Raw genomic sequence first — 12,881 nt, 5'->3', positions numbered from 1 at the left:
TGTTGTTCATTTTATTAAGGTTTTGTTGCAGACCAAACAGATACCCGCTATTCAAAATTAAGATTTCCCTTCATGTAACTCAAATCTGTTTCAGGGCAGCCGCATCTAAACCAGGTAAAAAGAACGGAATGGTATTGAACCGCTGCTATTTCCCTCATGCCCCTGCTCCGTCCGGGAGGGGGCCAGGGCAAATGCATCTAATTTCAGCATTGTTCAGCTCCGGAGGAGCAGCGTATTTATAGTAATCTGCTGTTTTATCAACCCGGCTCCTGTAGGAGCCGCGTGTTTGTTGGGCCCGAAATTTTACGCGGCTCCTACAGGAGCCGGCTTTTCTCTTTAATACCTTACTATAAACACGCGGCACTTACAGTGCCTGAAAATACTCCTGGTGTGCTCTTTTTACTCAATTTAGATGCGTTTGCCCTGGGAGGGGGGCTATATTGCTACCGAAAAGCAGTAAATTACATTTCGGTAAGATACCGTTGGCTCAGATGCTGGCCGCTGCGTAAAAGTACATTCACAAAAACGAACTCATTATTGCAATGTGCAAACATGAAGACAAATACTGCCCACGCTGTAAGCAACCCTTTGAATGCAAAGTGGGCAGTATTCTTCTTTGCCAATGCGGCACCGTGCCCCTGAATGATGAAGAACGGGATTTTATTAATAAACAGTATGAAGACTGTCTCTGTGCCGCGTGTTTAAAAACATTAAGAGCACAGTACCATCAACAACAATTCCAGCACAAACTAAAAGGCATCCTGGGCGTATTTTATAAGGACCCGTCCGATACCTAAGTATTTTTTTCAGCGTTAAAACCCAATAGCATATGCACACAGAAGACCGGATTGCCGCAGCTGCAACCCGTATATTCAAGGCCGTTTTCCCCAATACCACCAACCATTATGATACACTCTTTGGCGGTATGGCCATGCAGCTGATGGATGAAGTGGCTTTTATTACCGCCACCCGTTACAGCCGGCTGCGAATGGTAACTGTAAGCAGTGACCGTATCGACTTTAAACATCCCATTCCTTCCGGTACGATCATTGAACTGGCTGGGAATATTATTCATATCGGCAATACCAGTATGAAGGTGCAGGTGGATATTTATGTAGAACAGATGTACAGCACACACCGCGAAAAAGCCGTGAGCGGTGTATTTTCCTTTGTGGCGGTGGATGAAAATAAGAAGCCGGTGATCATTACCTGACACCGGCCTCTTGTCAATTGTAGAAACCTGCTTATTAAAAAGGCGCTGTTTCGATGATTCCGGACCGTGTCCTTAATACAGTTCCGGTTAATAAAAAACCGCCAGTTCCGGAAAGTAAATATGATTAAAATCCACCACGGAACCATCATTACCGTAGGTAACTTTCTTTACCAGCGCCCCTGTGGAGGCATTATAGATCAAAAGGAAATTGATCCCTGCCAGTCCGCCATACCCTTTGATGCCATTTACAACGAGGTAATCTTTATTCCGGTCATAACGAACAGCCCCGTATACCATAAACGGTGATTCGCTGATGGTAATAAATGGCTGGTTGAGCGAAGCAGCATGGCCCTCTGCATATTTGTAAATAGCGGATCCGGAATGATAAAAAACAGCGTTCTCTTTTGTGGAGGCGGTGATCCTTGTGGGCGCATCCAATCCGAAGGAGCCGATGCTGACCGGTAATGCAATACCCGCAGTATCCAGGTTTTTGTCAATGGCAATCAGGCGGCTGCCGGTTGCAGCCCATACCTTTCCGTTGGGTGTACGGGCAAAACCCCTGTTGATGTTTGCAAAACCCTTTACAAAGGAGTAGTTCGAAGCATCAATTATTTTTGCCCCGTTGCTTTGCAGCAGGTATACATAATTTCCTTCTTTTAGCATATCGCCCGTATTAACAGCGGAAACGGATGTAAGCTTATACTCCACCCCCAGGGTCTTGAGGTCGATAGCATAAACGCCGTCTGCAGCGCTAACCAGCCCCTGGTTTTCCTTTATACCGATGAGGCTTCTCCAGTTACTGGATTCCTGGTTATAGCGGGCCTCTTCTTTCAGTGTACGCGCATCCAGCCGGAGCATGGGGCCATTCATCTTGCTGACCAGGTACAGCTTCTGGTTGTATAGAGAGGCAAACTGCAGCGTATTGGCTAAGGATGGATTAGCTGTAACCTTACCCGGGTTTGCTTTTTCATATGCCCGGGTAACGATGGTATCTGCCCCATAAGCATAAAAGTTAATGGTTCCGGCAGTTTGCCCGTAAGACCCCTCGGTGATCACAAAAAAGCCGTTGGAATAAGGCGCTGCTTTTTCCCCGGGATCAGTTCCCGGTCGTTCCCGGAAATAGCCATCGTCTTTGGAGCAGGCTTGCAGCAGAATACCAAGGGTTAGCAACAGTAGTAATTTTTGTAACGGTCGTTTCATATACCTATTCATTGTTTAATTTTTATTTCCCAAAATGTAAATCTTCGGCCCCTTTGATCTCTGTAGAGATCTCGCCCATTAAAGCATTCCCCTTATTGTTTTGAGCCGTATATACTTTCACAAAATCGATCGCCTTCAGCTGAACCGGTTTTCCACCGGCATCTACTGCCCGGTCAATATCAAAGGAGTTGTATTTTTTCGTATCATAATCATCGCCGGATGAATAAGCGTCCGCATATCCCCAGCTGAAACCGGCATTGATCCAGATGCCGTTCACCTGGCCAAACGTACTTTTCAGGAGGGTGCCGGTAAACACCAGGGAATCCTGGTCGGGGGCAAACAAGGGATAATATTGTTGTTTATGAAAGGCATTGATTTCTACGGCTCCTGAATTGCCCTGGTTATCCTTCCACGGCACATTTGCATATGCCCTGGGGTTGTAATAGGTGATCCTGTAATTTTTAATAGTTCCGGCACTGCCGTATTCACTTCCGGCCAGCTCATACCAGGTATCATCCGCGATCCCGTTTCCGTTGTCATCGCGGCTTACCATTACAATACCCGGTTCGCTCCAGTCTGTTGGAGGCTTTAAAGGATTTCCGTAAATCGCAAGATCGGCACCTTCCTTATTTTGGATCGAATGATCAAATGTAAAAGTGATGTATCCCCCGTAAGCGCCCAATGTTACCAGTCCGCTGTTCTTTCCCACAATGCCTTCGGCGCTTGCTGCATTACCCGGCGCCACATTAATGAATTGACCCGGAGCCGGTAAATATTCCAGTATCCGCGAAATATATTTGCTTTCGCCTCCTTCACGCACCACCGGTGCTACATTAATAATAAATTCTTTTTCAAATACGCCCGCATCGTTCCGGGCCTTGAAAAGCACTTTATAAAAACCAGCCACCGTAAATACCTGCGTAAATGCATTTGCCGACGATGACGTTTTACCATCAACCACCCAGGTAACAGATGCTTCTGTACCGCTTATTTTATTAGACTCAATGGTCACGGACTTTTGGATAACGGCATTGACGGTGTCTGTGTTTACAGAAAAGCTGTATACAGGGGCTGTAGTTACAGCCTCATCCTTCTTACAACTGTTCATCACTATTAAAAGAAGGAATGCAAAAAAGAAAAATTGTTTCATGTGTGTATTTTTTGTTTGATTGCTATACGATGTATAATACCCGGTTGAAAATAAGGGGGTCAACGGCCAGGTGATCCGTTGCGGTTATAAAAGGCTATATGGCCGGGAATGATCCCCGTTTTCCAGATCGTGCTTTTTAGTTTTCCATAAGCGTTAAAACAATACAGGTCACCCGCTTCACTATAATTCCGGGCATCCGCTATGTAGATGCTGCCGTTGTTCGGGTCCACGGCAATACCATAGGGCATGGTAATTTTTGTTCCGTCAGAAATAAAAGATCCCGGAATCACTTTTTTGTTTTTGAGATCCACCCTTGTGTAGGCATGCTGCCCTCCGCCATAGTCGGTTCCGTATATATATGCGGTATCGCGTACAATGGTAAAGTCTTCCACCATTACATTGATAGAGTCAGCTAGCCGGTCAGTTTTGGTATCTACCACATACAACTTACCGGTGGTACCCCAGGGGCAGATATATAGAAATCCATTGCCATCTTTTTTTAACCGTCTTAAATTGGGTGCAACCGATATGGCCTTGATCACTTTAAAAGCAGACAGGTCAATTACGGAAACCGTACGCTCTAAATTGGCCGGACTGTAGCCTCCGCTATTGGCAACATATAATTTATTGCCTGCTACCGTCAGCTCATCCGGTTGCCGGCCTACTTCTACTGTTCTTGTAACGTTGAGCGTAGCCGTGTCTATTTCCAGCACCATCCCTTTTTCGGAGGTGGTATAAGAGCTCAGGTAGGCAAATCCATTGGCAAACGTTATAGAACGCGCATTTTCTATGGCCTTATGGGTCTGATCGGTCAGTACTTTTATTCTCCGCGCAGTACGGGCATCCAGTATCTCTATCTTTTTCGACCAGTTCATCACCACATATAATTTGCTGCCGTATACGCCCATATCATTTCCCGTATCGCCCAGGCCCAATACGGCATCGGGGTTGGCCTTTGTAAACACATCGCGCTCGTATACCCCGCTGTGCGTATCAAAATAGTCCAGTGTGGCATTGTTATATCCCCATCCCCCTTCATTTAAAAAATAAAAGCCGGTGCTGGTAGTGTCTTTCTCAGCGTTCTGGGGAGGAAGTGTCCAATCGCGCTCTTTTCTGCAAGCAGCTATAAGCAGGATGCCTGCCAGGTATAAGCAAACGGGTAGCCAAAGATTTTGTTTCATATTTTATATTTATAACTTAAAGGCAAGTTTTACCAGATAATTCCGGCCCGGCATGGGGTAATTCACCACCACATCGTAATATTGATTCAGCAGGTTGTTGACCTCCAGGGCCAGCACTGCATATGCCTGCTTGAACCGGAATTTTTTCGTAAGCGACAAATCATGTGTGTACCAGGGCTCCAGGTAATTTTGCGGATCATTTTCCGGAAGCATATACCGCTCACCGGTATAAATAAAGCTATAGTTAAGGCCCCAGTTCCGATAGGCTGTTTGTACCGTTGCGGATCCACTGTGCTTGGGCGCATAGGGAATTTGCTGATCATAGGACCGTTCTCCGGGGGTTTTGTTTACGGCCTCCTGATACGAGTAGGTAACAGTGCCATTGAGAAACACCTGTTGCCGAATGGAGGCCGCATAGGTGAGCTGCAGATCCATTCCCTTAACCGCCACCTTCCCCATATTGATCATGCTCCACCGGAACAGGTTATTGGCCGGTATCGCAATAATTTTGTTACTGATGTCATTGTAGTACACATCTGCCTGAGCGCCGATTCCGGATCCGGAGCCGGCAAAGCTTTTTTTATACTGAAGCCCGATATCATACTGGGTTGTGTATTCCGGTTTAAGGGTAACACTGCCAATGATCGTATAATACAGATCATTAAAGGTGGGCATTCGGAAAATGCGTTTGTAAAAAGAGCGGATGCTGATGGGCATATGATCCCAGGGCCGCCAGGAGGCGCTTATGGCCGGCGTTAGTACATTCCTGTCTCCCGCAGCTGTTCCGGACCTTACTTTTTCCCGGATAAACGTTCCCAGCAAATTACCGGCAGCCGTGAAGCGTTCCCGCTTCAACTCCGTTACAACCGCCACTAAGCCGGTATTCCGCACCGGGTACACGAAGTTGTCGAGGTTTGCCTGCATCTTATTTACGATCCAGTCGGTGGCCAGTGATACATTCCAACCGTACGCAACCCGGTATTCGTTTACCAGTGATGCATTATATTCCTGCTGGCGATACCTGTTATCAAGCGGTACTCCTCCAATTTTTTTGATGGTAGTATCCAGGTACCGGGTACCATCGTTGGCATACTTTCCCTGCAATAAGAGCTGGTAGCGGGTATTGAACTGTTTACGCAGCATGCCCTGCGTAAAGAAATTGCGGTCCCACAACCGCTGCGAGTTATAGAACCGCTCCGCAACAATGGCACCGGGCAGTCCCCGTTCTGCATTATAAAAGTAGGTTTGTATTTTCCAGTTGATTGCAGCATCCTTTTCCAGGTCCTGCATTGCAAGCTCTATACGTTGCGATGCCACGTCTGCATTTTGCCGTACAATAGTTGTATCGTATGCCCGCTTTTGATAACGGGTTTTATATTTCCCATGCGCATTTACGGTTTCGATACTTACCGTTGAGGCTATATTTGCGGCCATTTGCTGCTGCCAGTGCAGGGAAGGATTTATGAAACCGAAAGAACCCGTTTTAAAAGCGCCATTTATATGGAAATTTTTGTGCGGCTCAAATACCGGTTGTTTCGATTTTATATACAAGGCAGCAGCACTCCCAAAATTTCTTGCAGCCTGAAGGGGGGATGTATTCTGACTGTTATACAGACTCAATGCATCGATATTGTCCAGCGAAAATTTTCCCAGGTCTACGATCCCGTTCTGCGCATTCCCCACCTGCAGCCCGTCATAAAAAACACCCAGGTGCTGGGCCCCAAGGCTTCTTACATTCAGGGTTTTTAGTCCGCCAATGCCTCCGTAATCTTTGAGTTGTACTCCGGAAAAATAACGCAGTGCATCTGCTACTGAAAAGCTGTTCAGTTGCTGCAGCCGGCTACCGGAAAGTGTTTGAACCGGGGTGGTGGCATTGAGGGCAAAAACCGTCTTTCCGGAACGGATCAGTACGCTATCCAGTTCCTTTGCACGCACAGCATCATGGGTTTGCGCCCTTGCATTGATACAGCCAATGCCGTACAAAAACACCATTACTCCCGAACAACGGATCCAACAATAAAATCGGTTCATTACTATTTGAGTTCATCAAACAGCTTCACCTGAAATAAACAGAAAACAAATGGGTAACAGCTACCAGCACATTTGCATTCCAAGCCTTATTCCACGAAAGCTTAAAACAAAAACTGCGCTGGCAGGTCTCCTGACTTATCCCCGTTTTTAACGGCCTTCCCATGATGCCTTGGCTTCACAGTGGCCTCCAGGTTGTTAAAAACGTTGCATAGGACTTACAGTAGCGGGTCTGTTCAGGATTTACACCTGATTCCCTTTTAATAAATGTTCCTGCATAAGAGTGAACATTTAACCAATGCGCTGCAAATGTAAGAAAAAAACAGCCCTGTTAGGTTTTAAAAACTTAACAGGGCTTGGTGCAGGGTTATTTAATATTCCTCCGGATGGTATCCATCAGGTCGCTGAGCGCCTTTAGGGTAGCATCGTAAACCGATCCGCTTTGAAAGGCGGGAAGAAGATCGTTGTTTATAATTTGGCCGGCCTCCTGGCGGGATAATAATTTACCTACAAACGGGCCATAATCGATCGCTGCTTTATTCAGGGCCTTGCTGATGGAGATCACCAGGGCCTTGTCCGTATTACCATGTACCCCGGCCCATTCTTTCAGGAGGCTTTTATTATGGTTCTCAAACGAGCCGGCTGTAACCTTATCAGCCGGCAATGTTGTTACCCTGATGGAAATAAGGTTGCTTTTTTCAAACACCCTTGCCAGGCTGTCGATCTTTTTATTTTGCGCAGCAGTAAACAGCTGTTCAAAATCGTACGACATGTTGATATTTTGCGGGGTTATCGTTTGCTGCTGCGGGTATTTGATATTTACATCCCTTCCGTCTCCATCTCTTTTATGCACCTGTGTATCCAGGTTCCTGCCGGAACTACAGGACAGCATCAAACCTGTTGTGAAAAACAAAATACCCTGAAACACTTTTTGTTGCATAGGATCATTTTAAATATATAATGGTACTGCAAAATTAGCGCCGTTTTTATTTATTGAGCAACAACCCTATATAAAACGAAGGCTTTGTCAGTTTTTTCCGCAGATCCACTTCATAGAACATACAGGACAGCAGCTCCTGTACCTTTTTATTACGGGCACTGATATTGATAAGCAGGTTAAATAGCCGCGGATAGTTAACCAGTTTTTGAATGCGGGTGCTCAGCCGCAACTCGGATCCGAGCACACGTTCGATGTCCTTATCATAGCCGGCAAGACCCGCTGCAGAAAAATCACCGGCCTGAATGGCTTTTACCGCCTGTAATGCCGCCAGCCGGCCGGAGCCCATGGCATTGCCGATGCCTTCACCGGTAAACGGATCAATCAGAAAGGCCGCGTCCCCTACCAGGAGGTACCGCTCCCCGGTAAGCACTCTTTTCTTGCTTCCCAGCGGCAGTCCGTAGCCTTCAATACCGCCTTCCAGCTGCGCATCCTTAAACCGCCCTTTAAGTACCGGGTCCTCTTTCACAATGCGGAGTAACTCTTTTTTGAGATTGACCTTTTTCCGGCTCACGGTTTCGCTGAGCATGCCCACTCCCACATTGGCCTGCCCGTTGGGCAGCGGAAAGATCCAGAAATAACCCGGCAGCAGGCTTTTTAAAAAATGCAGCTCAATAAAATTTTCGGGATGCATCCCTTCCACATTCTTATAATATGCGCGCAGACCGGCTATATAATGCGCCGGCTCCATCTGGATACCGGCTATCTTTTTTGTAAAGGCAGAATGTGCGCCGTTTGCAATGATCAGCAAGTCGGCTTTCACCACAAACCCCTTGCCATCGCTTACCCGGTATCCATCGGCTTCGAGTGTATATTCCGTAACGGCAATACCTTCATAAAGCGTCACATGTGCGCAACGCTTCAGCTCTTCTACCAGGAAATGATCAAAATCCATGCGCTTGCAAACATAGCCGATGGGCACTTCCTTATGATGGCTGTCCTCCGCATTAAAATCGGGCCGGTAGCCCACTTCCAGCACCCGGCGGTTGGGCGCAATAAAACTAACGCCCCAGCTGTTGAGCTTAAAGCCTGCCTGCTTCAGCCTTTCGGCTACCGAAGGATCGATCCTTTTCAGACAGGTCAGCACTTTACCGCTCAAACCATCGCCGCAAACCTTATCCCGGGGAAAAACCGCTTTGTCAATTACTATGCAATCGATCCCGTCCTTATTCAGCTGGAGGGCCGCAGTAGCCCCTCCCGGACCGGCGCCAATAATACATACTTTGGTAGAAATCATTACAGAAGGCTCTGATAAAATGAGCCTGACCACTTCGCCGAAGGCGGAAATTAGTCAGGCTCAACCGCCCCGGAAGGCAGATTAAAAAATATCATCTTTTCTTATTGGTTCAGCATCAGCGGCATCACCAGCATCAGCTGTTCTTCATTCTCGTCCTGGTCAACCGGTTTGATCAAACCTGCTTTGGTAGGCGTGCTCAGCTCCATATATACTTCATCGCTATCGGTAGCATTCAGCATTTCGATCAGGAACTTCGCATTAAAAGCAATGACCAGGTCCTCGCCATTATACTGGCATTTCATACGCTCGTTCCCCTCAAAGCTGAAATCCACATCCTGTGCCGCCAGCTGCAGTTCACTTCCGCTGATGTTCAGGGCCACCTGGTAGGTACTTTTATTACTGAATACACTTACACGGCGCAGGGCTCCCAAAAATTCGGTCCTGTTCACCGTAAGCCGGTAAGGGTTCTCTGCCGGAATCACCACCTTATAATCCGGAAAACGGGCATCGATCAGCCGGCAGCTCATCTGGGTAGTTCCGTGTATAACAAAAAAGTGGTTGGTATTGTAGTTAATAGTGATCTCGTCGTTATTATCCGGCAATGCTGACTTCAGCAGGTTGAGCGGTTTACGCGGCACAATAAAGGTATCCGTATTGGGAGAGCTAACATCGGTCCTTTTATAGCGGACCAGCCGGTGCGCATCGGTAGCAACAAACTGTATCCCTTTTTTATCCAGCTCAAAATAAACGCCGGTCATAGCCGGGCGCAGGTCATCAGTGCTGGTGGCAAACAGGGTTTTATTGATCGCTGTTACCAGGGCAGAAGAGGTCATTGTAAAACTGGAAGCATCATCGGCAGTAGGATCTTTCGGAAAATTATCCGGGTTTTCGCCCATTACTTTGTACTTACCATTATCGCTGGTGATTTCAACACTGTAATTTTTATCGATATTAAAAGTAAGGGGCTGTTCAGGAATATTTTTTAAAGAATCGATCAGGATCTTTGCGGGAATACAAACGCGGCCGCTGTCCTTTGCTTCTATCTGCATCTCCGTTTTCATTACCGTTTCAAGGTCAGTAGCCACAATAGTCAGACGGTTTTTATCAATATCAAACAAGAAATCCTCTAAAATGGGCAATACATTATTCGCATTAATGACACCTGAAATATTTTGTAGCTGTTTCAGTAAAGCCGATGATGATGCAATAAATTTCATCTGTTATATATTAATTTTTACGTTTCTGTTCCCTGTTAAGCAAAATGATGGTAGCGAAACTACTATTTTATTCAATAATGTTTCGAAAAATCTATGCCCATTTTTCGGTAAATATAGGGGGAAAACGATGATTTTCCCCGATGCAAATTTTTTTAGGTAGTTTGATAAGGTTTAGTAACTTCCCCGACTTAAAAAAGGGGCCTATGTTGAATAAATTTTTAAATTGGGTCAGAGGCAAAGAGGAACCGGCTGCGCAGAACAATAGTTCCATAGATTTCGGCCGGTATTCTGATAATAATAAGGTGCCCGGCAAGGTCCGCCGCTGGAAGGAAGCCGATAACCTTTTTAAGGAAAAAAGCTATGTCGCATCCGTAGATGCCTTTTTTGACTACCTGAAAGATGATGCCACCCAGAATGTGCGCTATATCCGCAACGGCGATACCGCTACTTTTGAATTATACCAGGGGTCCAAGGTCATCCGGGGCGAGATCCGGGAAAACCGCCTTTCGGCCGATGTAAAGCTGGCATTGATGCCGGAGCCCTCCATACCAGTGATGCGCCGTTTGCTGGAAATGAACTTCGGGCTTTATTACAGCCGTTTTGCACTCAATAACAACGAGCTCTGTATGCGTTTTGATACAGATCTGAACACCGCCAACCCCAATAAACTATACTATGGCTTAAAAGAACTGGCCACAAAATCGGATAAACAGGATGATTTGCTGATAGAAGACTTTACCCATCTTGAAGCCATTGACCAGGAGCATGTTACTTCCCTGTCAGACGCGGAAAAGCAGGTAAAATATGAATTCCTGCAAAGCTGGATCGCAGAAACACTGGAGAAGATAGCGGAAATAGACGCAGACAAGTTTTCCGGGGGTATCTCCTACCTGCTGCTGAGCCTGGTTTACCGGATCGATTTCCTGGTCACTCCCGAAGGACAGCTGCTGAACCAGCTGGAAAAGATCGGGGGTATTTATTTCAAAAAAGATGAACGCTCCATTGTTGATAAAAACCGGGAAATGATCGATGCCTTCCGGCAGCTGCAGACCAAACCCAGGGAAGAGATCTTCAAAAACCTGTTCCGGTCTAAATATACTTTTTCCATTGTTATGCCCCAGGTGCATAAAGTGACCGCAGACGCCATTCATGAAGCCAACGAAAACATGCTCTGGTACCGGGATAACGGGCATGAATATTTTGCCAACAGGCTAATAGAGTACGGCTTATCCTATTGCCAGTATTCCTATAGCCTTCCAAGACCCATTACCCTGCTGGTACGGTTATTTATGCAGGTAAACTATCCCTCCTTTTTTAAGGCCCTCGGTTATAATGAAAGCTATTTCGACACGGTTTCCAAACGTTTTAAAGAAGACGCTATTATTAAATATATCCGCACCGTGGAAGGACAGTGGAAGGCGCGTTATCCCTATATGAACTTCCGAACAGAAGGACTGAATTTTTCCGGCCTCACCGCTTTTAACTACAGCTTTACCACGCAGATAGAACAACTGAATATGGACATCCCGGCATAGGGTCCCGTTAATTGAGCATTTATGAACACGCAGGAAATCATTAATAAATATCAACAGGCTATTATCCAGATCGCCACCCAAACGGGTACGGGTACCGGGTTTTACCTGAAAGCCTACGACCTGGTCATTACCAATAACCATGTCATTAACGATACCCCGGAGGTGACCATACAGGGAAAATTGTTTGAAAAGCAGCTTTCCCGGGTTCTTTATACAGATCAGAAGCACGACCTTGCATTCCTGCAATCACCTGTTGACACCGATCTTCCGCTGGTCAATATCGGGAACTACGAGGTCATGAAGGACGGAGACAACGTGATTGCCATCGGCCATCCCTATAACCTGAGCTACTCTGCAACCCAGGGGGTCATTTCCAAGGTGGACCGTATCAGGGAAGGACTGAAATATATCCAGATCGACGCAGCCATTAACCCCGGTAACAGCGGTGGTCCGCTGGTGGACTATGCCGGGGATGTGATCGGTGTCAACTCCTTTATTATAAAAGGCGGCGACAACCTGGGATTTGCACTCCCGGTCAGCTACCTGAAAGAGGCCATCGATCTTTATATGCCGTTTAAAGGCCGGGAAGCCACCCGCTGTTCCAGCTGCGATTCCCTGGTCACTGCAGCCAATATCGACAATAACAAATACTGTCCCAACTGTGGTTCTGAGGTAAAACTGCTCCAGGTTCCTGAACAGGAAGCGGAATTAATGGGCGTTGCCAAACTTATAGAAGATGTTTTAAAGGATCTGGGCAAGGACGTGCGGCTGGCACGCGATGGAGCCAACCAGTGGAGCGTAAAACAGGGGTCGGCAAAGATCAATATCAGCTATAACCCGGATAACTATTTTATAGTAGGAGACGCCTACCTGTGCCAGATGCCGCTGGAAGCCACCCGGATAAAGCCCCTGTACCAGTACCTGCTGCAGGAGAACAACAGATCAACCGGCCTGGTATTGAGCTGTAATAAAAATAACATCGTGCTCAGCCGCCTGCTGTACGACCTGGATATGACCCGGGAATCCGGTATTGAAGAATTCAAGAACCTGTTTGAGCAGGCTGATCATTATGATGATTATTTAAAGACCGAATTTGGCTGTACGGCACGTTTGGAGGAGTGAA

Annotated in this window: 11 protein-coding genes and 1 riboswitch; of the genes, 4 read left to right on the top strand and 7 right to left on the bottom strand. The window is 46.7% G+C overall.

Annotated elements, in window-relative coordinates:
• The first annotated feature begins 542 nt into the window (after nt 1-542).
• Both BLS44_RS24680 and BLS44_RS24675 read left to right on the top strand, forming a co-directional pair.
• The gene (locus tag BLS44_RS24680) at nt 543-797 is read left to right on the top strand and encodes a cysteine-rich CWC family protein (RefSeq protein WP_090393431.1); all 255 of its coding nucleotides are present in this window, start codon (nt 543-545) and stop codon (nt 795-797) included.
• A gap of 32 nt (nt 798-829) precedes the next feature.
• Complete coding sequence (locus BLS44_RS24675) at nt 830-1,213, top strand: acyl-CoA thioesterase (protein ID WP_090393430.1); 384 nt, start codon at nt 830-832, stop codon at nt 1,211-1,213.
• 87 nt (nt 1,214-1,300) lie between these two features.
• On the opposite strand, the gene BLS44_RS24670 is transcribed toward BLS44_RS24675, so the two are convergent.
• The 7 genes from BLS44_RS24670 to dnaN all read right to left on the bottom strand — a co-directional run bounded on the left by BLS44_RS24670 (nt 1,301) and on the right by dnaN (nt 10,223).
• Nucleotides 1,301-2,413, bottom strand: coding sequence for a DUF5074 domain-containing protein (locus BLS44_RS24670; protein ID WP_176954548.1), 1,113 nt, complete (start codon nt 2,411-2,413; stop codon nt 1,301-1,303).
• Nucleotides 2,414-2,435: 22 nt separating this feature from the next.
• Nucleotides 2,436-3,563: a PKD domain-containing protein gene (locus tag BLS44_RS24665; RefSeq protein WP_143019923.1), complete on the bottom strand. Its 1,128-nt coding sequence runs from the start codon at nt 3,561-3,563 to the stop codon at nt 2,436-2,438.
• A gap of 59 nt (nt 3,564-3,622) precedes the next feature.
• A complete protein-coding gene (locus tag BLS44_RS24660) occupies nt 3,623-4,744 on the bottom strand; it encodes a YncE family protein (protein ID WP_090393427.1) in 1,122 nt (373 codons plus the stop codon).
• A 9-nt stretch (nt 4,745-4,753) separates the two neighbouring features.
• Nucleotides 4,754-6,775, bottom strand: coding sequence for a TonB-dependent receptor plug domain-containing protein (locus BLS44_RS24655; protein WP_090393426.1), 2,022 nt, complete (start codon nt 6,773-6,775; stop codon nt 4,754-4,756).
• Between the two features lie 103 nt (nt 6,776-6,878).
• A riboswitch (cobalamin riboswitch) is annotated at nt 6,879-7,087 on the bottom strand.
• Nucleotides 7,088-7,139: 52 nt separating this feature from the next.
• Entirely contained in the window at nt 7,140-7,712 is a 573-nt protein-coding gene (locus tag BLS44_RS24650; RefSeq protein WP_176954547.1) for a TPM domain-containing protein, read from the bottom strand.
• Nucleotides 7,713-7,758: 46 nt separating this feature from the next.
• Entirely contained in the window at nt 7,759-9,006 is a 1,248-nt protein-coding gene (locus tag BLS44_RS24645) for an NAD(P)/FAD-dependent oxidoreductase (protein WP_176954546.1), read from the bottom strand.
• Between the two features lie 101 nt (nt 9,007-9,107).
• A complete protein-coding gene (gene dnaN / locus BLS44_RS24640) occupies nt 9,108-10,223 on the bottom strand; it encodes a DNA polymerase III subunit beta (protein ID WP_090393424.1) in 1,116 nt (371 codons plus the stop codon).
• Between the two features lie 203 nt (nt 10,224-10,426).
• On the opposite strand from dnaN, the gene BLS44_RS24635 reads away from it, so the two are divergent.
• Together BLS44_RS24635 and BLS44_RS24630 are read left to right on the top strand one after the other, a co-directional pair.
• Nucleotides 10,427-11,758: a type III secretion system chaperone family protein gene (locus BLS44_RS24635; protein ID WP_090393435.1), complete on the top strand. Its 1,332-nt coding sequence runs from the start codon at nt 10,427-10,429 to the stop codon at nt 11,756-11,758.
• A gap of 21 nt (nt 11,759-11,779) precedes the next feature.
• Nucleotides 11,780-12,880, top strand: a complete 1,101-nt coding sequence (locus tag BLS44_RS24630; protein ID WP_090393423.1) for a trypsin-like peptidase domain-containing protein — start codon at nt 11,780-11,782, stop codon at nt 12,878-12,880.
• The last annotated feature ends 1 nt before the right edge of the window (nt 12,881 follow it).

The organism is Niabella drilacis, from assembly GCF_900101395.1.
Lineage (GTDB): Bacteria > Bacteroidota > Bacteroidia > Chitinophagales > Chitinophagaceae > Niabella > Niabella drilacis.
Note: the sequence above shows the minus strand (reverse complement) of the source record. Positions and strands in the feature narration are given on the sequence as shown.

Bases quoted from the DNA above. Each gene is read 5' to 3' on its own strand.
- BLS44_RS24680 (WP_090393431.1), top strand. From the start codon at position 543: ATGTGCAAACATGAAGACAAATACTGCCCACGCTGTAAGCAACCCTTT.
- BLS44_RS24675 (WP_090393430.1), top strand. From the start codon at position 830: ATGCACACAGAAGACCGGATTGCCGCAGCTGCAACCCGTATATTCAAG.
- BLS44_RS24670 (WP_176954548.1), bottom strand. From the start codon at position 2,413: ATGAAACGACCGTTACAAAAATTACTACTGTTGCTAACCCTTGGTATT.
- BLS44_RS24665 (WP_143019923.1), bottom strand. From the start codon at position 3,563: ATGAAACAATTTTTCTTTTTTGCATTCCTTCTTTTAATAGTGATGAAC.
- BLS44_RS24660 (WP_090393427.1), bottom strand. From the start codon at position 4,744: ATGAAACAAAATCTTTGGCTACCCGTTTGCTTATACCTGGCAGGCATC.
- BLS44_RS24655 (WP_090393426.1), bottom strand. From the start codon at position 6,775: ATGAACCGATTTTATTGTTGGATCCGTTGTTCGGGAGTAATGGTGTTT.
- BLS44_RS24650 (WP_176954547.1), bottom strand. From the start codon at position 7,712: ATGCAACAAAAAGTGTTTCAGGGTATTTTGTTTTTCACAACAGGTTTG.
- BLS44_RS24645 (WP_176954546.1), bottom strand. From the start codon at position 9,006: ATGATTTCTACCAAAGTATGTATTATTGGCGCCGGTCCGGGAGGGGCT.
- dnaN (WP_090393424.1), bottom strand. From the start codon at position 10,223: ATGAAATTTATTGCATCATCATCGGCTTTACTGAAACAGCTACAAAAT.
- BLS44_RS24635 (WP_090393435.1), top strand. From the start codon at position 10,427: ATGTTGAATAAATTTTTAAATTGGGTCAGAGGCAAAGAGGAACCGGCT.
- BLS44_RS24630 (WP_090393423.1), top strand. From the start codon at position 11,780: ATGAACACGCAGGAAATCATTAATAAATATCAACAGGCTATTATCCAG.